The organism is Actinoplanes sp. NPDC026670, from assembly GCF_040638175.1.
Classification (GTDB): Bacteria; Actinomycetota; Actinomycetes; order Mycobacteriales; family Micromonosporaceae; genus Actinoplanes.
In genome coordinates this window covers 76,501-103,017 of record NZ_JBEZXU010000008.1, presented here as the reverse complement: position 1 = coordinate 103,017, position 26,517 = coordinate 76,501, and the positions used below count along the sequence as shown (strand labels likewise).

21 protein-coding genes are annotated in these 26,517 nt (G+C 73.1%); 10 read left to right on the top strand and 11 right to left on the bottom strand.

The annotated features are described in order from the left end of the window. The 6 genes from AB0E94_RS10505 to AB0E94_RS10480 all read right to left on the bottom strand — a co-directional run bounded on the left by AB0E94_RS10505 (position 1) and on the right by AB0E94_RS10480 (position 5,914). Positions 1 to 1,032 (bottom strand): GGDEF domain-containing protein, encoded by a 1,032-nt coding sequence (locus AB0E94_RS10505; RefSeq protein ID WP_360324816.1) that lies wholly within the window; start codon positions 1,030 to 1,032, stop codon positions 1 to 3. Between the two features lie 86 nt (positions 1,033 to 1,118). Beyond that, positions 1,119 to 2,303 carry an ABC transporter permease gene (locus AB0E94_RS10500; protein WP_360324813.1) on the bottom strand — a complete coding sequence of 395 codons (1,185 nt, stop codon included), beginning with the start codon at positions 2,301 to 2,303 and terminating at the stop codon, positions 1,119 to 1,121. After that, complete coding sequence (locus AB0E94_RS10495) at positions 2,290 to 2,967, bottom strand: ABC transporter ATP-binding protein (RefSeq protein ID WP_360324810.1); 678 nt, start codon at positions 2,965 to 2,967, stop codon at positions 2,290 to 2,292. The genes AB0E94_RS10500 and AB0E94_RS10495 overlap by 14 nt, the downstream gene beginning before the upstream one ends. Next, positions 2,964 to 4,292 (bottom strand): HlyD family efflux transporter periplasmic adaptor subunit, encoded by a 1,329-nt coding sequence (locus AB0E94_RS10490; RefSeq protein ID WP_360324807.1) that lies wholly within the window; start codon positions 4,290 to 4,292, stop codon positions 2,964 to 2,966. Before AB0E94_RS10490 ends, AB0E94_RS10495 begins: the two co-directional genes overlap by 4 nt. A 75-nt stretch (positions 4,293 to 4,367) precedes the next feature. After that, positions 4,368 to 5,081: a L,D-transpeptidase family protein gene (locus AB0E94_RS10485; RefSeq protein ID WP_360324804.1), complete on the bottom strand. Its 714-nt coding sequence runs from the start codon at positions 5,079 to 5,081 to the stop codon at positions 4,368 to 4,370. 167 nt (positions 5,082 to 5,248) lie between these two features. After that, the gene (locus AB0E94_RS10480) at positions 5,249 to 5,914 is read right to left on the bottom strand and encodes a CAP domain-containing protein (protein WP_360324801.1); all 666 of its coding nucleotides are present in this window, start codon (positions 5,912 to 5,914) and stop codon (positions 5,249 to 5,251) included. Positions 5,915 to 6,136: 222 nt separating this feature from the next. Here AB0E94_RS10480 and AB0E94_RS10475 point away from each other — a divergent pair, with 222 nt between their 5' ends. From AB0E94_RS10475 to AB0E94_RS10440, 8 genes are all read left to right on the top strand, one after another. Continuing rightward, on the top strand, positions 6,137 to 7,495 hold the full coding sequence (locus tag AB0E94_RS10475; RefSeq protein ID WP_360324798.1) for an acyltransferase family protein: 1,359 nt from the start codon (positions 6,137 to 6,139) through the stop codon (positions 7,493 to 7,495). Between the two features lie 224 nt (positions 7,496 to 7,719). Further along, positions 7,720 to 8,217 (top strand): chemotaxis protein CheW, encoded by a 498-nt coding sequence (locus tag AB0E94_RS10470; RefSeq protein ID WP_360324795.1) that lies wholly within the window; start codon positions 7,720 to 7,722, stop codon positions 8,215 to 8,217. Then, on the top strand, positions 8,214 to 9,593 hold the full coding sequence (locus AB0E94_RS10465) for a CheR family methyltransferase (protein WP_360324792.1): 1,380 nt from the start codon (positions 8,214 to 8,216) through the stop codon (positions 9,591 to 9,593). The genes AB0E94_RS10470 and AB0E94_RS10465 overlap by 4 nt, the downstream gene beginning before the upstream one ends. After that, positions 9,590 to 10,123 (top strand): chemotaxis protein CheW, encoded by a 534-nt coding sequence (locus AB0E94_RS10460; RefSeq protein WP_360324789.1) that lies wholly within the window; start codon positions 9,590 to 9,592, stop codon positions 10,121 to 10,123. Before AB0E94_RS10465 ends, AB0E94_RS10460 begins: the two co-directional genes overlap by 4 nt. Further along, the gene (locus AB0E94_RS10455; RefSeq protein ID WP_360324786.1) at positions 10,120 to 11,589 is read left to right on the top strand and encodes a methyl-accepting chemotaxis protein; all 1,470 of its coding nucleotides are present in this window, start codon (positions 10,120 to 10,122) and stop codon (positions 11,587 to 11,589) included. Before AB0E94_RS10460 ends, AB0E94_RS10455 begins: the two co-directional genes overlap by 4 nt. Beyond that, positions 11,589 to 13,661: a response regulator gene (locus AB0E94_RS10450; RefSeq protein WP_360324783.1), complete on the top strand. Its 2,073-nt coding sequence runs from the start codon at positions 11,589 to 11,591 to the stop codon at positions 13,659 to 13,661. Before AB0E94_RS10455 ends, AB0E94_RS10450 begins: the two co-directional genes overlap by 1 nt. Further along, a complete protein-coding gene (cheB, locus tag AB0E94_RS10445) occupies positions 13,658 to 14,728 on the top strand; it encodes a chemotaxis-specific protein-glutamate methyltransferase CheB (RefSeq protein ID WP_360324780.1) in 1,071 nt (356 codons plus the stop codon). Before AB0E94_RS10450 ends, cheB begins: the two co-directional genes overlap by 4 nt. After that, a complete protein-coding gene (locus AB0E94_RS10440) occupies positions 14,725 to 16,713 on the top strand; it encodes a response regulator (protein WP_360324777.1) in 1,989 nt (662 codons plus the stop codon). The genes cheB and AB0E94_RS10440 overlap by 4 nt, the downstream gene beginning before the upstream one ends. Before the next feature lie 4 nt (positions 16,714 to 16,717). Here the strand turns inward: AB0E94_RS10440 and AB0E94_RS10435 are convergent, their stop codons facing one another. The 3 genes from AB0E94_RS10435 to AB0E94_RS10425 form a co-directional block, all read right to left on the bottom strand. Then, positions 16,718 to 19,018 carry an N-acetylmuramoyl-L-alanine amidase gene (locus AB0E94_RS10435; RefSeq protein ID WP_360324774.1) on the bottom strand — a complete coding sequence of 767 codons (2,301 nt, stop codon included), beginning with the start codon at positions 19,016 to 19,018 and terminating at the stop codon, positions 16,718 to 16,720. Positions 19,019 to 19,183: 165 nt separating this feature from the next. Next, complete coding sequence (locus AB0E94_RS10430) at positions 19,184 to 21,682, bottom strand: ABC transporter permease (RefSeq protein ID WP_360324771.1); 2,499 nt, start codon at positions 21,680 to 21,682, stop codon at positions 19,184 to 19,186. Beyond that, positions 21,679 to 22,446 carry an ABC transporter ATP-binding protein gene (locus AB0E94_RS10425; protein ID WP_360324768.1) on the bottom strand — a complete coding sequence of 256 codons (768 nt, stop codon included), beginning with the start codon at positions 22,444 to 22,446 and terminating at the stop codon, positions 21,679 to 21,681. Before AB0E94_RS10425 ends, AB0E94_RS10430 begins: the two co-directional genes overlap by 4 nt. 142 nt (positions 22,447 to 22,588) lie before the next feature. On the opposite strand from AB0E94_RS10425, the gene AB0E94_RS10420 reads away from it, so the two are divergent. Both AB0E94_RS10420 and AB0E94_RS10415 read left to right on the top strand, forming a co-directional pair. Next, a complete protein-coding gene (locus tag AB0E94_RS10420) occupies positions 22,589 to 23,752 on the top strand; it encodes a histidine kinase (protein ID WP_360324765.1) in 1,164 nt (387 codons plus the stop codon). Next, positions 23,749 to 24,387, top strand: coding sequence for a response regulator transcription factor (locus tag AB0E94_RS10415; RefSeq protein WP_360324762.1), 639 nt, complete (start codon positions 23,749 to 23,751; stop codon positions 24,385 to 24,387). Before AB0E94_RS10420 ends, AB0E94_RS10415 begins: the two co-directional genes overlap by 4 nt. On the opposite strand, the gene AB0E94_RS10410 is transcribed toward AB0E94_RS10415, so the two are convergent. After that, complete coding sequence (locus AB0E94_RS10410) at positions 24,384 to 25,400, bottom strand: sulfotransferase (RefSeq protein WP_360324759.1); 1,017 nt, start codon at positions 25,398 to 25,400, stop codon at positions 24,384 to 24,386. The two genes, AB0E94_RS10415 and AB0E94_RS10410, sit on opposite strands and share 4 nt — an antisense overlap. 166 nt (positions 25,401 to 25,566) lie before the next feature. Continuing rightward, positions 25,567 to 26,454: a DMT family transporter gene (locus tag AB0E94_RS10405; protein WP_360324756.1), complete on the bottom strand. Its 888-nt coding sequence runs from the start codon at positions 26,452 to 26,454 to the stop codon at positions 25,567 to 25,569. Positions 26,455 to 26,517 lie beyond the last annotated feature (63 nt).

The window sequence follows — 26,517 nt, the reverse complement described above, 5'->3', positions numbered from 1 at the left end:
TCAGGCCGAAGCGGGCAGCCGCTGGGGTGGCAGGGCCATCATGCTGCGGCCCCGGCCACCCTCCTTGGCCCGGTAGAGGGCCGCGTCGGCGACCTTCTGGAGTTCGTCGGCGCCGGTGGCGTGGTCGGGGAGGACGGCGATGCCGATGCTGAGGCTCGGTGGGCCGGACGGCAGGCCGGTGGCGGCGCCGACCCGGGCGCGGGCGAGTTCGGTGAAGCGGACGGCCGCGTAGGGGGCGGCGCGCAGCAGGACCGCGAACTCGTCGCCGCCGAGGCGGGCGACCATGTGCTCGCGGTCCTCGGCGGCGTCGCGGAGGGCGTCGGCGACGGTACGCAGGGCGAGGTCCCCGACCGCATGCCCCCAGGTGTCGTTGATCGTCTTGAAGTGGTCGACGTCGATCATGATGAGCGCGAGTGGCTCGTGGCGGCCGGCGCCGGCGACGGCCCGGTCGAGTTCGGCGTCGAAAGCGCGCCGGTTGGCGGCGCCGGTGAGCGCGTCGGAGGTCGCCTGGGTCTCCAGGACGGCGCGCAGCCGGTCGTTGCGTTCGCGGAGGCCGGCGACGACGACGGCGGTCATCGACATGGCCACGGTGAGGGCGCTCCAGTCCAGGAGCGCCTGTCCGCCCTCCTGGAACTGGAAGGCGGTGAGCGCGTGCCCGGCGGAGATCTGCGCGACGGTGAGGGCGATCATCCGGCGGTTGAGGAACATCGCGGCGTAGAGCAGCGGCCACAGGTAGAACAGCTGCGGGCCCATGGTGGCGTCCGCGGTGCCCACGTTGAGCCCGGTGATGACGCCGGCTGACACCAGCGGCACGAGCAGCCAGAACAGCCGGGGCATGGCCTGCGGGCGGCGCAGGCAGATCAGGCCGACGGTGAACAGGACGAGCGAGGTGACCGCGAGGGCGATGACCTGGCCCAGCGGGTCGCCGAGTTTCAGCAGGACGCCAGTGACAAAGTTGTAGGGCCCGGCGGCCAGCATCAGGTAGGCGACGGCACGGGCGGCGCCGTGCATGTCGCGTAACTGATGGGCCAAGGTGTTCTCCTCCGGGTCCGGTCCGAAACCATCATTCGGTTCCGGCAGGCGTCACCTGAGGCGTTGCCCGATGGCCCAGGAGTGCCTTATTCGGTACGCAGTGCGACCACCGGATCGAGCCGGCCGGCCCGCTGTGCCGGGACCACGCCGAAGATGATGCCGACGGCCGCGGACACCCCGAACGCGAGGGCCATCGACCACCAGGTGAGGGCGGCCGGGACCGGGGTGAACCGGTCGACGAGCAGGGCGGTGCCGCCGCCCAGGAGCATGCCGAGGATGCCGCCGGTGGTGGTGAGCAGCACCGCTTCGAGGAGGAACTGGACGCCGATGTCGCGGGGCCGGGCGCCGACCGCCTTGCGCAGGCCGATCTCCTTCGTCCGTTCGCGGACCGAGACGAGCATGATGTTGGAGACGCCGACACCGCCGACGAGCAGGCTGATCCCGGCGATCGCGGCGAGCACGCCGGTGAGCACACCGAGGATGTCGCCGAGCACCCCGAGGATCTGCTCCTGGGTGACCGCGGAGAAGTCGGTGTCCGGGTGCCGTTCGGTGAGGGCGGCGACGACGGCGGTGGAGAGTTCGCCGATCCGTTCCCGGTCGGGGGCGCGGATGGCGATGCCGTCGATGCGCTCGGTGCCGAGCAGGCGCTGGGCGGCGGTGACCGGCACGTGCACCTCGCCGTCGCGGTCGACGCCGAGGCTCTGCCCGAGCGGTTCGAACACGCCGATCACCCGGAACCGGACGCCGCCGATGGTGACCTGCCGGCCGATCGGGTCACGGTCGGCGAACAGGGTGCGGGCCAGGCCGGCGCCGAGGACCGCGACCCGGCGGCCGGTGCTGACGTCGGTCCGGGTCAGGTAGGCGCCCCGGTCGAGCCGGCGGACGAAGACGGTGGGGGTGGTCTCCAGGACGCCCTGCATGCTGGCGAAGCCGGTCCGCGACCCGGCGCGGACCGTCTCGCCGGAGGCGATGGTGACGGCGACCCGGCTGCGGTCGCCGACCACCCGGTTGATCGCGTCGATGTCGTCCAGGGTGAGCGGCGACGAGGTGGGCGCCGAACCGGCCTGGATGCGGCCGGGGACGACCAGGAGCAGGTTAGAGCCGAGGCCCTCGACCTGGTTCTCGATCTGCTGTTTGGTGCCGGTGCCGATGGCGACCAGGGCGACGACCGCGGCGACCCCGATGATCACGCCGAGCATGGTGAGCATGCTGCGCAGCCGGTTGGCGCGCAGCGCGTCGAGGGCGACCCGCCAGGCCTCAGCGAGTCGCACTGATCAGCCCGTCCTTCATCACGATCTGCCGCCGGGCGCGGGCCGCGACGTCCCGGTCGTGGGTGACCAGGACGACCGCGACACCGTCGTCGACCAGCGATTCGAGCAGGGCCAGCACCGACTGGCCGGTGGCCGAGTCGAGGTTGCCGGTGGGCTCGTCGGCGAGCAGCACCGACGGGCCGGTGACCAGGGCCCGGGCGATGGCGACCCGCTGCTGCTCGCCGCCGGACATCTGGTTGGGGCGGTGGGTGATCCGGTGGGCGAGGCCGACCCGTTCGAGCATGGCGGCGGCGCGCTCCCGGCGCTCCCGGCGGCCGATGCCGCGGTAGACCAGCGGCAGGCCGACGTTGTCCTGCGCGGTGGTCCGGGCGAGCAGGTGGAACGACTGGAAGACGAACCCGATCGTGGTGTTGCGCAGCTCGGCCATCTCGTTGGGGCTGAGCGTGCTGACGTCACGGCCGCCGATCAGCAGGGTGCCGCCGGTCGGCCGGTCGAGGCCGCCGAGCAGGTGCATGAGGGTCGACTTGCCGGAGCCGGAGGTGCCGACGATGGCCACGTAGTCGCCCGGCTCGACGGTCAGCGACACGCCGCGCAGCGCGGGCACCGACACCCCGTCCAGCTGGTAGGTGCGGCTCACGTCGTCGGCGACGATCGCGGCCGTCACGGCGCCTTCTGACCGGCGTCGACCTGGTCGGCGCCGGCGACCACGACCCGCTCCCCGGCGCTCACCCCGGAGACGATCTGCACGGTGTCCTCACCCTGCACCCCGAGCCGCACCGGCACCGACGTGTAGCGGCCGTCCCGGACCGTCCACACCGTGTCGTGCCCGTCGGCGCTGACCACCGCCGAGGCGGGGACGGTGACCGCGCCGGCGGCCTGCCGCACCTTGAGGCGGATGACCGCGCTCATGCCCGGCCGTGGCGCCGGGGCGGTCTCGCCGCTGTCCGCGAACGATCCCTCGCCGAGGTCGAGGCGCACCCGGTAGGAGACGCCGCCGCGGGCCGAGGTGGTGGGCAGCAGGTCGACCGCCCGGACGGTGGCCGGATAGCCGGCGCCGGGGGCGGCGTCCAGCTCGACCTCCGCCTCGACGCCCTCGCTGACCAGGAGCACGTCGGTCTCGTCGACCTCGGCGGTGAGCCCGAGCCGGCCGGTGTCGACGACGGTCACCACCGGGGTGCCGGCCGCGACCCAGCCGCCCTCGGGGATCGCGGTGTCCACCCCGGACATCCCGCCGGAGGTGCCGGCCGGGGCCTGCCCGGTGCCCAGCAGGCCGGCGAGGGAACTGCCACCGGTCTGCGCCGGGCCACCGAGTTGCACCACACCGGCTACCGGGGCGCGCAGGGTGAGCGCGTCGACGGCGGCGTCGGCCAGCTCGTACGCCTGCTCGGCCTGCAACCGCTGGGCGGCGGAGAGGGTGCCCATGGCGCGGCTCAGTGAGGCGACGCCGCGCTCCACCGACCGCAGGGCGGTCGCCGAGGCCGCCGAGGCGGTCTCGTAGTTCTTCTCGGCCGCGTCGACCTGGTGCAGCAGCGTCTTCTTGACCTGCGGGTCGGTGATCTGCGCGGCGGCCGCCCGGGCCTGCTCGAACGCGTCGGCGGCCTGCCGGTCGGTGCGTTTGCGGACGGCCGCGAACTCGGCGGTCCCGCCGGTGCTGATGCCACCACCGGACGGGGCCTGCTCGACCGCCTCGGCCGCGGCGGCGCGGCGGCGGGTCAGCTCGGGTGAGTCGATGACGGCGAGCACGTCACCCTTGCGGACCCGGCGGCCGGGCTCGGCATGCAGCTCGCGGAGGGTGCCGGAGGCGGGCGCGGTCAGGGTCGCGGCGGTCCGCGCGGTCACCGTGCCGGGCGCCTCGACGATCTCGTCGACCGTGCCGACCTGCGCGTTGCCGAGCCGGACCGGGTCGGGGGCGTCGTCGCAGGAGGCCGCGCTCATCGGGAGCAGCACCAGAACGCCGACGGCCACGATCACCACACGTGAGCGATACACGGACGCCACTCTAATGCCGCCGGAAAACAGCGGGCCGCCCCCGGAGGGACGGCCCGCTGTGGTGTCACGCGACGATCAGGTGCCGGGGCGGCGGCCGAAGACCTTCACGGTCATGCCGATCTTGCCGATGCTCCAGTACTTCTGGGCGTCCTGCTGAAGGAGGTTCACGCAGCCGTGCGACCCGCGCCACTTGTCGTGGATGTAGGTCGTGGTCTGGTGGAAGCCCCGGCCGCCGATGAAGCGCTGCCAGTACGGCAGCCACACCTCGTACGGGTCGGACCACTCCTTCTTCGTCCGCTTGTTGATCGTGAAGGTGCCCGCCGGGGTCCGGTAACCCTTGTACCCGGTGCGGGTGACGGTCGGCTTGACGTACACCGCGCCGTTCTTCATCACCCACGTCGTCTGGTTGGTCAGATCGACGCAGAAGGTGATGCCCTTCTTCTTGGCCTTGCAGGCCGCCGTCTTCGTCGACGCCAGTCGCTTGGCGACGTCGAAGGTGGTCGGGCCGGCCAGGCCCTTGGCCGGCTGGATGCCGAACCGCTTCTGGAACTTGATGATCGCGGCGCAGTCGGCGGGCGACTGCTTGCCGTCGACCGTCACCGTGCCGTATCCGCCCAGCTGCTTGAGGTAGCCCTCGACCTGCTTCTGGTACTTGCCGGTCGCGCACGACGCGGCGGCCGCCTTGGTGACCACCGTGGTGGTCACGGCCGCGGTCACCGGCGCGGACGCACCGGCGCTCGCCGGCGTCAGCGCGAAAGCGCCGAGACCGCTGCCGACCAGTACGGCCATGGCCGTACTGGCGAGGCGAGCGGAAACCCGTCCCCTTGCCAACGTTCCTCCCCAGGAGTGATGTCCGCACATAGAAGCACAGCCAGCCCCCCCTGTGGAGTACGGGGACGGCCGGTGACACGAAACCGGTATGCCATCGGCATCCGGAGCCACCGGGTTGAGGTGATTCAGCTACGGGGAGTGGCGAAATCCTGAACCCAGTAGGGCGTGTCGTCGGCGGCCAGCGCCAGCCCGACCCCCATCTGGCCGAGCCGGCAGTCCAGGATGTTCTCCCGGTGGCCGGGGCTCTTCATCCAGTCGGCCATCACCCGGTACGGGCTGTCCTGCCCCTTGGCGATGTTCTCGCCGTACCGCCGCCACGGGTACCCGGCGCCGGTCACCCGGCTGCCGGCCTTCTCCCCGGCCGGGGACTCGTGGTCGAAGTAGCCGCGCCGGGCCATGTCCGAGGCGTGCCGGTTGGCGGCCTGGATCAGCCGCCGGTCCAGGGTGATCGGGTCACAGCCGGCCTCCCTGCGCTCCTGGTTGACCAGCGCCAGGACCTGCTGCTGCACCGGCGACTGCGGGCCGGGCGCGGCCGACGCGGCGGTGATCGCGGTCCGGGACGCGACGATCGGGTCGGCCCCGGCGGCGGCCCGGCCGGACGGAAGCTCCGGTTCGGACCATCGGGGCGGCTTCTCCCGCAACGGCGCGTCGCCCCATCCGGACACCGGCGGCCGCCCGGACGGGGCGACGTCCGGAGTGCCCGGAGGCGCGTACGCGAGCGCCTGGGTGGCCCACCCGCAGACCACCAGCGCCGCCCCAGCCAGCCCGAGTCCCACCGCAGGTCCACGCATGTCCACCGTCGATCCCTCCGCTACGACAGCCCGGCCGTTCCGGGCCGCCCAGAGATGACCAACGGCCCGGCCAGCGGAAACGGAACGGAACCCGGATCAGGCATGTCGCACAGCCGCACAGGATTCCGGCGTTCTTCCGTCTATCGGGGTAATCCACTCAGTCCGATCTCCTCGCCCCTCCGGTGGTCCCGGCCGTAGGTTCGCCGTCGCTACGGTTTCGCGGTGCGCAACCGATACCTGGACACGCTCCGTGCCGCGGCGATCGTCCGGGTCGTCGTCTATCACCATTTCGGGTGGGCGTGGCTGTCGCTCGCGCTGCCGGCGATGGGTGTCATGTTCGCGGTGGCCGGGTCGCTGACGGCCGCGTCCCTGGACCGCCGGCCGGCCGGCCCGGTGGTGCTGTCCCGGCTGCGCCGCCTGCTGCCTCCACTGTGGCTGCTCGGCGCGGTCGTCGTCCCGGCCATGATCACCACGGGCTGGACGGCGCAGCCGGCCCGGTTGGTCTTCTGGGTGCTGCCGCTGGCCGACCCGCCCGGCAGCGCCGGCGCCGTCGACGCGTGGGAGCCGCTCTGGTACATCCGCGCCTACCTGTGGTTCGTGCTGCTCACGCCGCTGCTGTACGCGCTGTGGAAGCGGGCCGGCTGGGCGCTGGTGGCGCTGCCGATCGCCGGCATCGTCGTGCTCGACAAGACCGGTTTCACGCTGCCGGACGCGGCCGACTCGGCGATGTGGGACCTGGTCACCTACGGCGCCTGCTGGATCGTCGGGTTCGCGCACCGGGACGGCCGGCTGGCCCGGCTGCACCCGGCCATCGCCTTCTGGGGCGCGGTCGGGCTCGGCGCGGCCGCCCTGTTCTGGCAGGCCGGGCATCAGGGCGAGGACGCGTGGGACCTGAACGACGTGTCCGAGTCGCAGGCGCTCTGGTCGCTGGCGTTCGTGCTGCTGGTGCTGCGCTGGCAGCCGGACATGACCCGGTTCGCCGCGATCCGGCCGCTGGACCGGCTGGTCAGCCTGCTCAACGGGCGGGCCGTCACCATCTACCTCTGGCACAACATCGCGATCGCGGCGATCTGGCCGGTGCTGGAGTTCACCGGGCACGACGACCTGGGCCGGCTGGAGGGCCCGGTCACCCTGGCGATGACGTTCCTGCTCACCGGGGTGGCGGTGGTCGCGTTCGGCTGGGTCGAGGACCTGGCGGCGGGCCGGGCGCCCCGGTTGTGGCCGGCTTACCAGCCACCCCGCGCGCAGCCGGACGCCGGAGAGCCACCCCGCGCGCAGCCGGACGCCAGAGAGCCACCCCGGGCCCAGCCGGACGCCGGAGAGCCGCCCGCCGGGGAGCCGATCACCGAACGGATCATCCGGGACACACCGCCGGTGGCGCCGCGCCCTCCGCAGCAGGGCCGGCGGCACCTCTCCGCGGACCCGGTCACCGAGCGGATCGTCCGGGACCTGCCGGTGGCCGGGCGGCCACCGGTCCAGCCGCGGGGGCACGAGGGTGTGCCGTGGGCCGGGAACACCGCTCCCCAGCAGGGCGGTGCGCCGTTGCCGCTGCGGTTCACCGGGCGCGACGGCGCCCCCTGAACAGGCTGTCCCGGCGCGCGGAAGGGCGGCCACGCGCCGGGGCAGCCGGCTCCCGGACGACCGGTCCAGCCGACCGGCCCAGAACCGGTCGGCCGGACCCGGGAAACGGGACGCCGGACCTGCGGGAAAACACGAAAGGGCCAGGTCAGACGGGATGCGGGCGGCGTACGCCGGGAATGTTTGAAAGCGAGCGAAGCTCGCAAACCGGTGGCTAGCCTGAGGCCGTGGGGGGGCTGCCGGGCGGTGTGCTGACTCCGGCGCTGGACGCCGGAGTCGCCGCGCTTGTCTTCCGGGCCGGGCCGCTCTACTGCGCGCTGCCCCTCGGCGAGGTCATCGAGACCATGCGCCCGCTGCAGACCAGGCCGCTCGCCGGCACCCCGTCCTACGTGCGCGGGCTGACCATCCTGCGCGGCGCCCCGGCTCCGGTGATCGACATGACCAGGCTGCTGACCGGGGTCGAGGCGCCCGTCGACAGGTACGTGGCGGTCCGCGCCGGCCGCGGCCCGGTCGCCTGCGCCACCGGCCCGGTGCTCGGCGTCCGCGACATCGAGGTGGAGCCGCCGGAGGGGCCCGCCGCGCTGTTCACCGGAGTCTCCAAGGCCCTGATCGCGGCCGTCGGCACGGTCGGGACGGAACCGCTGCTGCTGCTGCACAGCATCGCCGCGGTGCCCGACGAGGTGTGGGAGGCCGCCGGTGGCACGCCATCGGAGGCCCCGTCATGATCGCGGCGGCGTCGCTGACCCGGTTCCGGGAGCTGCTCCAGCGACGCCTGGGCTGGACGTTCGCCGACAACGACCTGGGGCAGACGGCCGAGGTGCTGACGGCCCGGGCCCGCGCGCACGGGCTGACCGAGCGCGAGTACCTGGACCGGCTGTCCGGGCGCCGGTGGACCGCCGAGGTGGCCGAGCTGGCGAGCGCGCTGAGCATCACCGAGACGTACTTCTTCCGGCACGAGGAGCAGTTCCGGGTGCTGCGCGAACGGGTGCTGCCGGAGCTGATCGAGGCGCGGGCCGGGCAGCGGGTGCTGCGGCTGCTGTCGGTCGGCTGCTCGTCCGGGGAGGAGGCGTACTCGCTGGCCATCGCGGCGATCCGGGCCCGGCCGGGACCGGACTGGATCGTGACGGTGACCGGGGTCGACGCCAACCGGGAGGTGCTGCGCCGGGCCCGGGGCGCGGTCTACTCGTCCTGGTCGCTGCGGGACACCCCGGAGGACGTGCGCCGCCGCTGGTTCCGGCCTGCCGAGGACGGTTTCCGGGTGGCCGACGAGGTGACCGGCACGGTCCGGTTCGTCGAGCACAACGTGGCCGGCGACGACCCGCAGCTGTGGCATCCGGCCCGCTACGACGTGATCTTCTGCCGGAACCTGCTGATGTACCTGACCGCCGACGTCGCGGCCGAGCTGATCCGCCGGATGACCCGGGCCCTGACCGAACAGGGGTTCCTCTTCCTCGGGCACACCGACTCGCTCGGCAGCCGTCCGGACGGCCTGGACGTCTGCCACGCCAACGGCACCGTCTACTACCAGCGGCGGGCCGTGGCCCCGGCCCGCGAGGAGGCCCCGGCCCATCCGCCGCGGCGGGTTCCGGCCGCTCCCCCGCCGCCGGCGTCGCGGCCGTCCGCCGGCCGGGGCGACCAGCAGCGGGTGCTGGGGCTGATGCGCGACGACAGGTTCGCCGAGGCGCTCGACCTGGCCGGCAGCGCCGACTCGCTGACCAGGGGCGTGCTGCTCGCCCAGCTGGGACGGGTCGACGAGGCCCGGGACACCACGAACCGGCTGCTGCACGCCGGCGGGCCACAGGCCGACGCCCACCACCTGCTCGGCGTCTGCCACGAACTGGACTGCGCGGAACTGGCGGTCGGGCAGTACCGGCTGGCGGCGTACCTGGATCCGCAGTTCGCGATGCCCCGGCTGCGGATGGGCCTGCTCGCCCGCCGGCGCGGCGACGACCGGGGCGCCGCCGACCACCTGGCCGCCGCGCTGGAGCTGCTGACCGGTGAGCACGAGGAACGGATCGTGCAGTTCGGCGGCGGGTTCGGGCGGCTCGCGCTGACCACGCTGTGCCGCACCGAACTCGACGCGTGCGGGGTCCGCCGATGACCCGGGCGACGACCGTGGCCGAGCGGGTGGCCCGGCTGCGGGCGGACTTCGACAGGTCCTTCGCCGACCCGGCCCGCGTCTTCGACGGCGAGAACATCGAGCTTCTGGCGGTACGGGCGGGCGAGCGCCCGTACGCCATCCGGCTGGACCAGGCGTCCGGTGTGCATCCGGACCGTCCGGTGACCCCGCTGCCCACCACGGTCCGGGCACTGCTCGGGGTGGCCGGTTACGCCGGCGTCGTGGTGCCGGTCTACGACCTGGCCGCGCTGCTCGGCCATCCGGTGCCGCAGCGGCCCCGCTGGCTGCTGCTCACCACCGGCGCCCCGCCCCTGGCGTTCGCCTTCCACGAACTGGACCGGCATCTGCGGGTCCCCGCCACCGACGTGATCGACGGTGGCGGCCGGCCGGGCTGCCTGCACGGCATGGTCCGGCTCGACGACGGCGACCGGCCGATCGTGGACGTGCCGGCCACCCGCGAGCTCGTACACCAGCTGGCCGGACACCGGCCCGTCCCCGAGGAGATCCGATGATGGCCGGGCGTACCTACGGCGGGAAACTGGCGATCGGTGTCGGCATCACCGTCACGCTGACCCTGCTCACCATCGTGACGTCGGTGGTCGGGCTGACGTTCGTGGTGAAGTCCAAGGACGCCACCATCGCGTCGGCGACCGACGACCTGAGCAGCGCGGAGAACCTGAGCCGGCTGATGGAGATGCGCATCGCCGACTACCGGGCCTACCTGCTGAACAAGGCCGCGCAGGCGGCCCAGCTGACCGAGCAGAGCCATCAGGAGTTCCGCAAGCTGCTCGGGGAGATGGCCAAGGGGACCGCCGACCCGGAGTCGAGACAGAAACTGGACGACATCAGCGCCATCGACGACAGGCACGCGGCGCTGACGGCCGAGATGATGACCCTGCGCACGCAGACCAATGACATCGACGAGATCAACCGGCAGAACGATCTGCGGGTGGTGCCGGTTCGCGAGGAGCTGCGCAAGGCACTCGCCGAGCTGGTCGCGCTGGTTCGGGCCGACGTCGCCGAGAGCAGGCAGGCGTCGTCGACCCGGGCCACTCAGGCGATCGTGCTGGTCATCAGTCTGGGCGCGCTCACCACGATCAGCGCCGTGCTGGTCGCGATGCGGCTGAGCCGCGACCTGAAGCGCGAGGTGGGCACCGCGGTCGGGCACATCCAGAGCTCGTCGGCCCAGCTCGAGGCGGCCGCCGCGCAGCAGGTCAACGGCGGCCGGGACCAGGCCAGCGCGATGAGCGAGATCACCACGACGATCAGCGAGCTGCTGATCACCTCCCGGCAGATCGCGGACACCGCCCAGCGGGTCTCGAAGATCGCCGAGGAGACCGAGGCCGCCGCCCGCGCCGGTGACGCGACCATCGACCAGACCCGCACGTCGATCGGCACGATCCGCTCCCAGGTCGACCAGATCGTCCAGCACATGCTCGCGCTGGGTGAGAAGTCGCAGCAGATCGGCCTGGTCGTGGACCTGGTGTCGGAGCTGGCCGAGCAGACCAACATCCTGGCCATCAACGCCACCATCGAGGCCAGCGGCGCCGGCGAGTGGGGGCGGCGGTTCGCGGTGGTGGCCGAGGAGATCCGCAAGCTGGCCGACCGGACCGCGGCGTCGGCCAAGGAGATCCGGGCGCTCATCGAGGACGTCCGGGGCGCGGTCAACACCACGGTGATGGCCACCGAGATCGGCGCGAAGGCGGTCGACGCCGGGGCCCGGCAGTTCGACGACGCCACCAACTCGTTCCGGGAGATCGTGCAGCTGGTGTCCACCACGAACGACGCCACCCGCGAGATCGAGCTGTCCACCAAACAGCAGACCACCGCGGTCGAGCAGGTCAACATCGCCGCCTCGGACACCGCCCGGGTGTCCCGGGAGACCGAGGCCAGCGCCGTCCAGACCAAACAGACCGCCACCCACCTCAGCACCCTCTCCAGTGACCTGCTGGAAATGGTCGGTACCGGGCGCCACTGATGGCCGAGAGCAGGGATCCGCTCCGCTACTTCCGGATCGAGGCGCGTGAGCTGGCCGACCAGATCAGCGCCGGGGTGCTCGACCTGGATCAGCGGTCCGGGCCGGAGGTGGTCGCGAAGCTGCTCCGGTTCGCGCACACGCTCAAGGGCGCGGCGCGGGTGGTCAAGCAGAAGGACATCGCCGACCGGGCGCACGCGTTCGAGGAGGTGCTGGTCCCGCACCGGGCCGGGGAGAGCGCGCTGGCCGCCGACGAGATGCGCGAGCTGCTGCGCCTCAACGACGAGATCACCTCCTTCGTGGCGGCGATGGAGAACCCGGCCCCGCCGCCAGCAGCCGACCCCTCGCCGGCAGCGGCGGAACCGGCCCCGGCCGCCGTGCGGGAGCCCGAGCCGGCCACCCAGCGGGCCTCCACCCAGGACCTCGACGAACTGCTGGACGCGATCGGCGAGACCAACACCCGGATGGCCCCGCTGCGCGCCGGGTGCGCCACCGTGGAGCGCCTGCACCGGTCCGCCGAGAGCCTCGCCGACCAGCTGCGCCTGGGCCGGAGCACCACCACCGGGACCGTCCGGACCGCCGCCGAACGGCTCGCCGGGGAGCTCGGTTCGGCCGCCCGCCGGTTCACCGACGCCGTCGACCAGATCGAACGGGAGCTCGACGACGTCCGGGCCAAGGCCGAGGGGCTGCGGCTGGTGCCGGTCAGCTCGGTGTTCACCGCGCTGCGCCGGGCCGTCCGGGACGCCGCCGACGCCGAGGGACGGCGGGTGCGGTTCGCCGCGCGGGGCGGCGGGATCCGGATGGGCGCGCACCTGCTCGGTCCGGTCAGCGGGGCGTTCCTGCACGTGGTCCGCAACGCCGTGGCACACGGGATCGAACCCGAGGACGTGCGGCTCGCGGCCGGTAAACCGGCCGAGGGGACGATCACCGTCGAGGTCGAACGGCGGGGGCGGTTCGCGGTGTTCCGGTGCCTCGACGACGGGCGCGGCTTCGATCTGGACGCGTTACGGCGTACCGCTGAGGCCCGTGGTCTGCTGCCGGCCGGCGGCCCGCCGCCGGACATCGACGATCTGCTGCGGCTGGTTCTGCAGGGTGGCATCAGCACGTCGCCGTCGGTGACCGAGGTGGCCGGCCGCGGCATCGGGATGGACGCCGTCCGTGAGGTCGCCGCCCAGCTCCAGGGCGAGGTGACGGTACGCAGCACACCCGGCCGCGGCGCCACGGTGGAACTGGTCATCCCGCTGGCCCTGCTGGCGATGACCGGCCTGATCGTCGAGGCCGGCGGCACCGTGGCCACCCTGCCGCTGGACGCCGTCCGGGCGTGTGTGCGCCTCGGCGCCGGCGAGGCCGCGGCCGCCGTCGCCAGCGGGCGCCTGATCCACGAGGACACCGCGGCCCCGTTCCTGCCGCTGGCCGAGGCCCTCTACGCCGGGTCGACCGTGCCCGACTCGCCGGGCATCGGCGCGGCCGTCGTGGTGAACGGCCCGGACGGGGTCTTCGCCATCGGCGTGGAACGGCTCGCCGGGACGTCCGCCCTGGTCGCCCGCCCGCTGCCGGACCTCGCCCCGGCGTCGCCGGTGATCGGCAGCGTCGCCGTCGACGCGGACGGCAACCCGCGGCTGGTGCTGGACCCGGTCGGGCTGTCCGAGGAGGTGCTGCGCAGCCACCAGGGCGCCCGGCCGCTGCCCGCCGCCACCGCCGAGCCGCTGCCGATCCTGGTCGTCGACGACTCGCTGACCACCCGGATGCTGGAACGCAGCATCCTGGAGTCGGCCGGGTACCAGGTCGACCTGGCCGCCTCCGGCGAGGAGGGCCTGGAGAAGGCCGGCGCCGGGCGGTACGGCCTGTTCCTCACCGACATCGACATGCCCGGCATCGACGGGTTCACCTTCGTCGAACGGACCCGCGCCGACCCGAAACTCGCAGCCGTCCCGGCGATCCTGGTCAGCTCGCGGGCCAGCGCCGCCGACCGGGACCGCGGGCGCGCGGCCGGGGCCAGCGCCTACGTGGTGAAGGGCGAGTTCGACCAGGAGCAGCTGCTCGATCACATCAGGCGTCTGGTGGTCCGCTCGTGACGACCCGGGTCCTGATCGTGGAGGACTCCGCGACCATGCGGCACCACCTGCGCGAGGCGCTGCAACCCGACCCGCAACTGGAGATCGTCGGTGAGGCCGTGGACGGGGAACGGGCCGTGCAGATGGTCGCCCGGCTACGGCCCGACGTGATCACGATGGACATGATGCTGCCCGGGATCAGCGGGCTGGCCGCGACCGAGCAGATCATGGCCGAGCACCCGACCCCGATCCTGGTGGTGTCGTCGGCCGACCGGGAGGAGCTGTTCAGCACATACAACGCCCTGGCCGCGGGGGCGGTGGACGTGATGGAGAAGCCGCGCGGCGACGACTCCGACGTGGACTGGGCGTTCCGGCTGCGGACGTCGCTGCGGATCGTCGCCCGGATCCGGGTGATCACCCATCCACGGGCCCGGCTGGGCCGCCGGGACCTGCCGCCGGCCCCGGCCGCGCCGATGCCGGTGCCGGTGCCCGTCCCGCCGGGTGGCCTGGCCGTGGTCGTGGTGGGCGCCTCCACGGGCGGGCCGGCCGCGCTCACCGAACTGATCCGCGGCCTGCCGCCGAGTTTCCCGACACCCGTTCTGGCGGTGCAGCACATCGCGGCCAGCGAACAGTTCGCCGAGGCGTTCTCCGACTGGCTGGCCGGGCAGACCCGCCGCGACGTGCGCTACGCCAAGGACGGCGCCCCGGTCAACCGGGCCGCCGGGCAGATCCTGCTCGCCCCGCCGGACCGGCACCTGTTCGTCCGGGACGGGCTGATGCGGCTCAGCGCGGGCCCGCCCCGGCACTCCTGCCGGCCGTCGGTGGACGTGCTGTTCGAGTCGGTCGCCGACGACTTCGGGCCGAGCGCCGCCGGCTGCCTGCTCACCGGGATGGGCCGGGACGGCGCGGCCGGGCTGCTGCAGATGCGCAACCGGGGCGCGGTCACGTTCGCCCAGGACGAGCACAGCTGCACCGTCTACGGGATGCCGCGGGAGGCGGCGCTGCTCGGGGCGGCCCGGCACGTGCTGCCGCCGGCCCGGATCGCGGCCCGGCTCGGCGAGCTGCATCCGACGGCGGTCCGCCGATGACCCCGACCGTGCTGATCGTCGACGACAGCCTGACCGTACGGATGGACCTGCACGAGGCGTTCTCCGACGACGGGTTCGCGACCATCCTGTGCGCGACCGGCGCCGAGGCGCGCAGCGCGTTCACCGGCGCCAGTTTCCAGGCGGCCGTGCTGGACGTGCTGCTGCCCGACGCCGACGGCCTGGAACTGCTCACCGAACTGCTCGGCACACCCGGCCGGGACGGGGTGGTGACGATGCTGCTGTCCAGCGAGAGCGAGGTCACCGACCGGCTGGCCGGGCTGCGGATCGGCGCCGACGAGTACGTCGGCAAACCCTACGACGCCGGGTACGTGGTGGCCCGTACCCGCCAATTGCTCGGGGAGACGCCGGACCGGGCCGCGGACCGCACCACCATCCTGGTCATCGACGACAGCATGACGTTCCGGGAGCAGCTGCGGGAGCTGCTCGAACCGGAGGGCTACGCGGTGCTGACCGCGTCCGGTGGCGAGGAGGGCCTGCGGATGGCCGCCGACCGCCGGCCGAACGCGGTGATCGTCGACGGGGTGATGCCCGGCATCGACGGCGCCACCGTGATCCGCCGGATCCGGCTCGACCCGGCGCTGCGCGACACCCCCTGCCTGCTGATGACCGCGGCCGACGACTACGCCACCGAGATGCAGATGCTGGACGCCGGCGCCGACGCGTTCGTGCGCAAGCAGCAGGACCTGGCGGTGGTGCTGGCGAAACTGGCGGCGGTGCTGCGGCAGAGCGCCGAACAGCTGCCGATCGAGGCGCTCGGCGGCATGCACGGCGCCGGCAAGGTGCTCACCGTCGGCCCGGATCGCGCCGAACTCGACAGGTGGGCCGAGGCCCTGCGCGCCGACGGGTACGACGTCGTGCACGCCACCGGCATCGACGACGCCCTCGACCTGCTCGCCGCCCAGCCCGTCGACTGCATCGTGATCGACCTCGACGGCGACGCCGGCCGGGCCCGTGACGACTGCCGGCAACTGCGGGAGGTGCCGCAGGTCGGCGAGCTGCCGCTGGTGATGACCGGCCCGGAGGAACGGATGCTGGACTGCCTGGCGGCCGGCGCCGACGACTACGTGCGCGACACCGATGTTCCGGAGGGGCTGCGGGTGCACGTACGCGCGCAGATCCGCCGCAAACAGTCGCACGACGAGGCGCGCCGCATCCGTGAGGAGCTGATGCGCCGCGAGCTGGACGCCGCCGAGGAGCGGTCGGCCCGGCAACTCGCCGAGGCGCGGGCGGCGATGGTCGAGGAGCTGGAGTGGCGCAACCGGGAGCTGGAGGCGTTCTCCGGCTCGGTGTCGCACGACCTGCGCGGCCCGCTCCAGGTGATCAGCAGTTTCGCCGAGCACATGCTGGAGGAGGACGAGGAGCCGCTCGGCGAGAAGACCCGCTACCGGCTGACCCGGATGCATGCGGCCGCGATGCGGATGGCCGACCTGGTCGAATCGCTTCTCATCCTGGCCCGGGCCAGCCGCGGCGAGCTGCGGCGGGAACATTTCGACATGACGGCGACGGCCCGCCAGGTGATCGGCGAGGTCGCGGCCCGCGACCCCGAGCGGCAGGTGACCTTCACGGTACGGGAGCAGATGACCGCCGACGCCGACGAGGGCCTGGTCCGGGTGATCCTGGAGAACCTGATCAACAACGCGGTGAAGTTCACCCGCAAAGTGGACGGCCCGGTCGTCGAGGTCGGCGCCGACGCCGGGCGGTTCTACGTGCGCGACAACGGCGCCGGGTTCCCGCCGGAACAGGCCGGGCAGCTGTTCCGGCCGTTCGCCCGGCTGCACGACGCCCGCGACTTCCCCGGCACCGGCATCGGCCTGACCACCGTGCACCGGGCCGTCGAGCGGCACGGCGGGGAGATCTGGGCGGAGAGCGGGGAGGGCCGGGGCGCGACGTTCTGGTTCACGCTGCCGGCCACATCGGAGCACGCCGGGCCCGAACGGCGTGGCGGTCCACGCCGTTCGGGCTGAGACCTCAGCGGATGTACGCCAGCCCGTCGGACACCACGGTCGGGCGGCCGGACGTGCCCGCCACCACGATCGCGACGGTGTGCTTCTTCACCGTGGTCGACGACACCCACAGCGCCTGGCGGTACTTCGTGCCGGCCGAGCGGGTGTCGATGGTCGCGACCTTCTTGCCGTCCAGGTAGACGTACACCTTGCCGGTCTTGGATCCGCGGGAGAACAGCAGCGCCGCCGACCGTCCGGTGAACGTCCAGGTCAGCTTGGCGTTCTTGCCGGTCGCGGCGAGAGCCTTCCCGCCCAGGTACGAGCTGCCGGTCCGCTTCGACCAGGTGCCGGACTTCTTGGCGGCGGTCTCGGCGGACAGCACCACACTGCGCGACATCCACGCGGCGCGGGTGTTGCCGGCCACGTCGCGGGCGGTGATGTTCCAGCTGGAGGTGCCGGGCTTGACCGTGGTGGACCAGCTCGCGACCGGGCCCAGCGTCGCCGCGCGCGGGCTGGTCACGGTGTATCCGGCGAACTTCAGGTTGTCGGTTCCGGTCAGGCCCAGCCGCACCGGCACCGCCGACGCGCTGTAGGTGCCGGTGAGCAGGTTCAGCGGCAGCGCGGCGCGGTAGGCAGGGGCCGTGGTGTCGCCGTAGATCGTCACGCCGACCCGGGCGGTGCTGCCGGAGGTGTGCACGGCCCGGACCGTGACACCGTGGCCGCCGGCCGGGACCGCCACCGTGGCCGCGCGGGCGTCACCGGCCAGGGTGGCTTTCACCGTGTTGTCGACGAGGATCTCGAAACGGGCGAGGTCAGCCGACGGGGTCGCGGTGCTCCAGGCCAGTTTCGCCGCGGTCTTCACGAAGTACGCGCCGCCGGTGTAGCCGCCGCCGGTCACCGAGGTCAGCGCCAGGCCGGTCACCATCAGCTGCGACTTCGCGCGGATGTCGGCCAGCTTCGCGTACAGGTTGGCGCCCGGGCAGGCGGTGGCGTCGGCGTCGCGGTGGCCGGACAGCCGGGGCACGGTGATCTTCGTGCCCTGGGCGAGCTTGTCGTTGGCCACGCCGGCGGTGAACGTGCCCTGGGCGGCCGGGTTGAAGCCGTACTTGCCGAGGCGGGCCGCGGCGACCTGGGCGATGATCGTCTCGATGGCGGCGGTCGACGCGGCCGTCTCGTAGTTGCCGATCACCGCGATCGCGGCGTAACCGGTGTTGAAACCGACCGTGGCGGCCGGGACGATCGCGTTCTCCACGCCGCCGCGCCGGCCCTCGAACAGCCGCCCGCACTTGTCGACCATGTAGTTGTAACCCAGGTCGGACAGGCCCTTGACCTTCACGTCGTTGCTCTGGATCGACCGCACGATGGCCGCCGAGTCCGTGCAGTCGTAGTCGTTCGTGGTGCCGGTGTGGTGCACCCAGACCGCGTTGACCACCTTGGCGTCGGTGACGCTCCCGACGATCGTCTCGTCGGCGCTCCACGCGGTACGGGTGTAGTAGGTCGGGAACTGCGCCTTCACCGGCGCGGTCGAGGTGGGGGCGACGGTCGGCTCGCTCGCCACCGCGGCCACGGCCGGCGCGACCTCCTGGACCACCGAGTCGACCCCGGCGTCCGGGTCCTCCTCGACGACGGCCGGGGCCTGCTCCTCGACGACCGCGGGCGCCTCGGCCGGCGGCTCCTCCACCGTCTCGTCGACCGGGCCGTCACCCTCGATCGGCTCCTCGGCCGGGGTGCTCCCGGACTCGCTCGGCGACGCGGACGGCGACGGCTCAGCGGGCCCGCTCGGCGACGGCTCGCCACCGCCCCGGCCGCTGCTCTCCGTTCCCGGGTCGATCAGGTCCAGCCGCAGGCCCTTCGTCAGGCCTGCCTTGCCGCCGATCCGGACCGCGACGCCGTCGGACGGGCCGGCCCACAGCGGCTCGGTCGCGCCCCGGCGGCCCGGGGTGGCGGCCTCGGCGGCGTCCGGGCCGGTGTCCGCCCTCTCCAGCTTCTGCCAGCCGGACCACTTGCCGGACTTCACGGCCCGGGTACGGACCTCGATTGTGCCGTCCGGCTCGGCCGACGGATCCGACCAGCTCACGCCGAGCAGGCTGAACCGCTCGGTGTCCCGCTGCTTCTCCCCGCCGGCCACGGTCAGGTCGAGGCTGCTCAGCGCGGTGCGGATGCGCGGCGGCTGCGCGGCCGGGTCGGGCGGCACCTCGGTGGGCGCCGCGGGCGGGGCGGCCTCGGCCGGCGCCGAACCGGACGGCCAGGTCAGGACGGCCACGCCGCCGCCCGCTGCGAGCACGGCGACCGCCGTGCCGATACCGATCGCCAGCTTGCGCCGCATCCGCGTGTCCCCCGCGCTGAGAAAGATTCACTTGCGGCGGAGAACCTACCGGACGATCCGTCCCCGTCCCGTCCCACATAGGCGAAACGAGATGTGCAATCGGCAACACCCCGACGCCGGCCCGCCGACCGGAAGTGGTCGGCGGGCCGGGACGGGCGGCGGCGGTCAGTCGGTGCCGAGGGCGGTCACCGGGCTCACCCGGGCCGCGCGGCGGGCCGGCAGGACACCGGCCAGCGCCGTCAGCGCGACCAGAACCAGGAAGACCGCGACGAGCTGCCACACCGGGAAGGTGAGCGGCGCGTCGTTGGCGAGGGCGGCGACCGCGAGCCAGGCGTACGGGACACCGAGGACGAGCCCGAGCACCGCGCCGATCACGCCGTACAGGGCGGACTCGGTGGTGAGCATGGCGTGCAGTCCGCCGCGGGACATCCCGACCGCACGGAGCAGGCCGGATTCGCGGACCCGTTCGACGACCGACAGCGCCGTGGTGGCGCCGACGCCGACGATCGCGATCAGGACGGTCAGCCCGATCAGGGCCAGCGCGATCACCATCAGGGTGGCCAGCGCGTCGTTGATCTGGTCGCGCTGGTCGGCGAGGACCTCGACGCTGATGTCCGGCTGGGCGCTGGCGGCCGCCCGCAGCGCCTGGAGACCCGCGGTGCGGCCCTCCTCCCCGGCGCCGGCGGCGTCGGCGAGGACCCCGGTCGGCGCGGCCGGCACACCGAGCTTCGTCAGGTCGGACGGGTCGAGCAGGGCCTCGGTGTGCAACGGCGTCTGGCCGCCGAGCACTGCGGCGACGGTCAGGCGTACCTCCTTGCCCTCCCGTTTGAGGGTGATCTGCCCGCCGGTGGTGACCCCGGCGTTCTCGGCGAGGTATCCCGCGATGATCGCCTTGCCGGGGGCGAGGTCGGTGACGTCGCCGGAGACCGTGTCGAGCCCGGCCAGGCGGGGCAGCGCGGTCATCGACACGTCGGTGGCGCCGGCGTCCTGGAAGTCGCCGATGGTGATCCCGGCGGCCCACCGGTAGGGGGTGACCCGGGTCAGCTCGGTGCTCTGCCGGGCGCGTTCGGCGACGTCGTCGTTCAGGACGGTTCCGGTGTTGCCCTTGAGCTCGAAGTCGGCCGGGGCGGCCGCGATCGTCTCCCGTTCGGCGAGCACCCGGATCGAGTCGCCGCAGACCAGCACCCCGGTGAGCAGGGTGACGCCGAGCGCGACCACCACCGAGACGGCCGCGGCCCGGCGGGCGCTGCCGCCGACGCCGCCGACGGCGAGCCGGCCGACCGGGCCGAGTCGGCGCAGCGGCCACCCGGCGAGCGTCAGGACCGGGCGGACCAGTACCGGGCCGAGGGTGATCAGGGCGACGAACGCCAGGCCACCGGAGGCGACGATGCCGAGCAGCAGGTTCTGCGCGTCGACCTCGTCGTCGGGGGTCTTCGGCAGCCCGGTCCAGACCTGGTAGGCGACACCGGCGGCGGCCAGCGCCAGCAGGATGCCGGTGACCGCCCGGAGCCGGCCGACGCCCTGCTTGGCGCCGGTGGTGGAGGCCGACCGCAGCGCCTCCAGCGGGGCGACCCGGGCCGCGGACAGCGCCGGGGCGAGCACCGCGACGACCGTGATCAGCACGGCCAGCGCGACGGTTCCGGCCGCCTCGGCCAGCGGGAAGCCGGGGCTCGACACCTCGAAACCGAACGCCGACAGCGCGGGCGGGATCAGGTGGCCGACGGCGAGGGCGGCGAGCACCCCGGTGACGCCGACGACCAGGCCGGTGAGCGCGCCCTCGGCGGCGAGCGCCCGGGCCATCGTGCCCCGGCCGGCGCCGACCGCGCGGAGCAGGGCGAGCTGCCGCATCCGCTGGGCGAAGACGATCCGGAACGTGGACGCGGCGATCAGGCCGGCCGCCATCACGGCGACCGCGACGAACACCTTGACCACGATGAAGACCTGGTCGACCTGCTCGGCGGCCTCGCGGGCCTCGGCGAGGCGGGTGTCGGCGCCGGTGGCCACCTCGGGCGGGCTCTCGCCCCGGATCCGCGAGGAGATCTCCTGCCGTACGGCCGTCGCGTCCGCGCCGGAGTCGAGGCGGATGTCGACGCGCTCGATCCAGTCGTAGCCGGCCAGGCTCGCGGTGGGCAGCAGCCCGTACGACAGGAAGCCGATGTCGTCGCGCGGCTGCACCACCCCGACCACGGTGAGGGTGACCGGTTTCGCGTCGCCGCCGGGCGAGACGGTGTGTTTCGAGCCGACGGTCAGCGCCATCCGCTCGACGGTGCGCGGGGTGACCGCGATCTCGCCGGCCGCCGCCGGGTAGCGGCCCTCGGTGAGTTTCACGGTGCTCAGCGGCCCGCTGCCCGGGTCGGTGGCGATCACCAGGTCGCCGGCCGGCATCCGGACCCCGATCGAGGTACGCGGCACCGCCTCGGCGACCCCGGGCAGCTTGCTGATCGTGTCCAGGTCGGACTTCTTGATCGAGCCGTTCTGGACGACCAGGTCGACCGCTTCCGGGGTGCCGCTGAGCCCGTTGAGGACGCTGCGCTCGGTGATCTGCTGGGCGAGGACGGTGGCGTAGACGACGAACGAGGCGACGAGCACGGCCAGCCCGGTGAGCAGCAGCCGGGCCGGGCGTTTGCCGACTCCGGCGAGCTGGGTGCGCAGGACGGGATTCACCGGCCGGCCGCCAGGCTCTGCAGGGCGTCGGTGACGGCGGCGATGTCCGGCTGGTGGATCTCCCCGGCGAGCCGGCCGTCGGCGAGCATGACGACCCGGTCGGCGTACGCGGCGGCGCCCGGGTCGTGGGTGACCATCACGATCGTCTGGCCGAGTTCGCGGGCCGAGTCGCGGAGCAGGGCGAGGACCTCGGCGCCGGACCGGGAGTCGAGGTTGCCGGTCGGCTCGTCGGCGAAGACCACCTCGGGCCGGGAGACCAGCGCCCGGGCCAGGGCGACCCGCTGCTGCTGGCCGCCGGAGAGCTCGGCGGGCAGGTGCCCGAGCCGCCCGGACAGGCCGAGCGTGCCGATCAGCTTGTCCTGGAACGCGGTGTCGGGCTTACGGCCGGCCAGGTCGAGCGGGAGGGTGATGTTGGCGGCCGCGGTGAGCTGCGGCAGCAGGTTGAACGACTGGAAGACGAAGCCGATCCGTTCGCGGCGGGCCTTGGTGAGCACCTTGTCCGGCTGTTTCGTCAGGTCGGTGCCGCCGAGCAGCACCTGGCCGGAGGTGGCGGTGTCCAGCCCGGCGAGGCAGTGCATCAGCGTGGACTTGCCGGACCCGGACGGTCCCATGATCGCGGTGAACCGGCCGCGCTCGAAGCCCACGGTGACCCCGTCGAGCGCGCGGACCGCGGTGTCGCCGGCGCCGTACACCTTCACCAGGTCCACGGCCGCGACCGCCGCCAGGCTGTCGCGATCCGTCACGGGTGAGGACTGCCTCTGCATGTGAGCTCCAAGCTCGTCGAAGAATCTGACGTGACGGATATTGGCCGATCGATACGTTGCCCCACATCCGCCCGCTGTCGGGGAGCCGGGTCTTACTTTCGGCCGATGGGGACCGCCCCGGGTCCGCCTACGCTGGGTCACGATGATTAACCTCGCCCTGCTCCGGATGGGTCAGCTCGCCGCCCTGGGGGCGCTGGCCCTGCTCGGCATCCTCGACCTGCGCGGCGGCCTGGGCTCGGACAGCGTGACGATGACGCTGTGGCGGGTGGGCGCGGCGATCGCCGCGGCCGTGGTCTGGCTACCCGCGCACAAGCAGGGCTCGACCGCGCTGCCGCGGGCCGCGATCGCGCTCGGCCTGCACTCGATGTTCCTGACCGCGGTGCTCTACGACCACGCCGAGTACAACGAACTGTGGGGGCTGGCCGAGTCGTCGGCGCTGCTCGGGGTGCTGATGGTGGTGTCCCGCCGGGGCCGGGCCGACTGGGCGTTCCCGGCGGTGGCGGTGGTGCTGATGGCGGTCGGCGGCATGCCCTTGCGGGCCGGGTCGGAGAGCATCGTCATCACGTTCGGGCTGATCCAGGCGCTGGCCGGGGCGGCCGCCATCGGCATCGGCATCTACCTGCGCACGCTGGAGGGCAACCGGCAGCGGGCGGTCGACGCGATCCGGGCCGAGCAGCGCACCGAGTTCGCCCGTGACCTGCACGACTTCATCGCCCACCACGTGACCGGGATCGTGGTGCAGGCGCAGGGGGCCCGGTTCATCGCCGAGCAGGATCCGCAGCGGGTGCTGCTGGCGCTGGAGCAGATCGAGCAGGCCGGGGCGGAGACGATGGCGTCGATGCGGCGGATGGTCGGCGTGCTGCGCGATCCGGAGTCGAAACCCGACGCGCCGCTGGCCCCGGTGTCCGGGGTGTCGGACCTGGAGACGCTGGTCGGGCAGTTCGACGCGGCCGGCGGCCCGTCGGCGCGACTGCACGTGGACGGGGAGCTGGCCGGGATGCCGGTGGAGGTGTCGACGTCGGCCTACCGGGTGGTGATGGAGGCGCTGACGAACGTCCGCCAGCACGCCCGGGAGGCCTCGTCGGTGGACGTGTGGATCACCCGTACCCCCTTGCAGTTGATGGTCCGGGTGAGAAACGACGGGCCCGCCGCCCGCACGCCGACCGTGCGGGAACGCCCGGGGTACGGTCTCGTCGGCCTCGCCGAACGGGTCCGCGCCGTGGGCGGGCGGATCACGGCGGGCCCGGGCGTCGGCGGCGGCTGGATCGTCGACGCGGTGCTGCCGCTGGAATGGAGCAATTCTTGATCCGGGTTCTGATCGCCGACGACCAGGCGATGGTCCGCACCGGCTTCGGCATGATCATCGGCGCGCAGCCGGACATGGAGGTGGTCGGCGAGGCAGCCGACGGGGTGGACGCGGTCGCCGAGGCCCGCCGGCTGAAGCCGGATGTGGCGCTGATGGACATCCGGATGCCGCGGATGGACGGCCTCCAGGCGCTGCGCCTGCTGGCCGGACCGGACGTGGCGGACCCGGTGAAGGTGGTCGTGGTGACCACCTTCGACCTCGACGAGTACGTGCATCAGGCGCTGCTCGGCGGCGCGGCCGGGTTCCTGCTGAAGGACTCCGGCCCGGCGTTGCTGGTCGAGGCGGTGCGCGCGGCCGCCTCCGGGGACGCGCTGATCAGCCCGTCGATCACGGTGCGGCTGCTCCAGCACCTGTCCGCGCCGGCGCCCACGGGCGGTGACGGCGGCCTGTCCCCCAGGGAGCTGGAGGTGGTCCGCCTGACCGCCCGCGGCCAGACCAACGCGGAGATCGCCGCCGAGCTGTTCATCTCGGTCGGCACCGTGAAGACCCATCTCGGCAGCATCCACGCCAAGCTGGGCACCCGGAACCGGGTGGAGATCGCCGCGTGGGCGTGGGAGCGCCGCCTGGTGAGCTAGCGTCCCTTGAGCTGGCCCTTGGTCAGCAGCGCGGCCACCGGCGGCTCGGCGGCCTCGGACGAGCGGATCTGGGTCCACAGGTTGCGGGCCGCCTGCCGGGCCGGGCCGAGCCGGTGGCGGGCGATCAGCTTGGCGTCCGACCGCATCCGGGCGCTGCGCGCGACCGGCACCGACGGCTCGTAACCGAACTTGGCCAGCCGGTCCCCGAAGATCGTCTCGCACCGGGCCAGCTCCTCCGCGGTGAGCCGGGTCCGCCAGCTCTCGATCCGCTCGGTGGTCGGCGCCTGATGGGTCAGCGTGTGCCAGGTCTTGTACTCCGGCACGGCGACCGAGGCCAGCTTGTTCGGCGCGCTCATCGCCGGGTCGTAGTCCTCACCGAGGAACTCGCACATCCTCCGCAGGTGCGGTTCCGGGTCGGCGACCAGGTCCTCGTACCGGACCTGGTGGTACACGTCCTTCGGGTAGCGGCGGGCGGCCAGCAGCGACGCGTCCGCCGACTGCGCCCAGTAGTCGATGAGCGTGTCGAACTCGGACGGTTTCCACGGCGTCTCCTTGAGCGACGCCACGCAGTCCCGCCCGTCCCGCATGATGTTGATGATCTGCGCGTCCGGGAACAGCCGCAGGATGGTCGGCAGATGCCGCAGGTACAGCGGCCGCTTGTCGCCCCAGCGGGGTTTGCCGAACCGGGCCGAGTACATCCGGAAGACGATGCCGAACGCCGAGCCCAGGGTGGGCGGGCCGGCCACGATCGCCTCGGTCGTCTCGTCGGCGTCCAGGCCCAGGTCATCGAACTGTGACGATTCAACGATGAACCGGGCCAGCTCGTGCCGCTGGGCCTGGTTCGTCAGGTCGCCGAACTCGGCGCGTTTCTGGTACGCGGCCAGCAGGAACCGGGTCTCCGGGGGCAGCGCGATACGCGGATGCGCGTGGAGCATGAGCTGCAGCATCGTCGTACCGGAACGGGGACAGCCGACGACGAAGATCGGGCGGTCCGAGTGTCCCAGCGCTGTCATTTCGCTCCTCTTCTCCAGGTCATCCCCTCGATCTTGATGACTTGGCAAAGATTTCGCAAAAAGTCTGTGCAGCCAAGGGGTCGGAGCTGTCGCCAGCCTGTGAGTTAACTGGAAGTTTTCCTCACCAGGCCGCAACATTTCCTTAGGTTTCCCATAAATAAGCTGTTCAGAGCGACGGTTCGAGCACCTTCTCGGCGGTCCGCCGCGCAGCCGGCCGGGTGCAGAACCAGCAGCCCGCCACCACCAGCGCGAAGCCGCCGATCGTGCCCGCCCCGATCGGCTCGTCCAGCAGCGCCACGCCCAGCAGCACCGCCACCACCGGGTTGACGTAGGTGATGAGCCCGGCCCGGTTCGGCCCGGCCAGCGCGATCAGGCGGTAGAAGGCGAGCAGGGCCACCGCCGTGCAGAGCACCCCGAGGACCGCGAGAGCGCCCCACGACCGGGCGCTGACCGGCTCCTGCGGCAGGCTGGCCAGAGCGGCCGGGGCCAGCACGATCGTGGTGGTCACCGTGGTGCCCACGGTCAGCGCCTCCGGCGGCAGGTCGGCGGCCTTGCGCTGGACCAGGATCGTGGCGACCGCGTAACTGACCGCGGCGGCCAGCACCATGGCCGCGCCGAGCAGGCCGTACCGGTCGCCGGAGAGGTCGACGCCGACCAGGACCACCACCCCGGCGAAGCCCAGCACCAGGCCGAGGACCCGGCCCGGGCTCAGCGGCTCGGTCCGGGCCAGCAGCAACGCGATCAGCACCGGCTCGACCGCGATCAGGATGCCGGTCAGCGACGACGTGATGTGCTGCTCGCCGTAGGTGATCAGCAGGAACGGGACGATGATGTGCACCGCCGCGATCAGGGCGATCGCCCGGCCCCGGCCGCGCAGCGCCCGCAGCGTCCCGCGCATCAGGGCGATCGGGATCAGCACGGCGGCCGCGATGGCGGTGCGGCCGGCCACCACGAGCACCGGGGACAGGTCCTCGATGGCGATCTTGATGAGGAAGTACGGCAGGCCCCAGAGGACCGAGCAGAGCACGAACAACGACCAGGCGAGACGATTCACCCCCTCAGCCTGAGGCCGTACGGTAGTAAGCGGAAGCGGGTACTTACTGATGCCGTGTTAAGG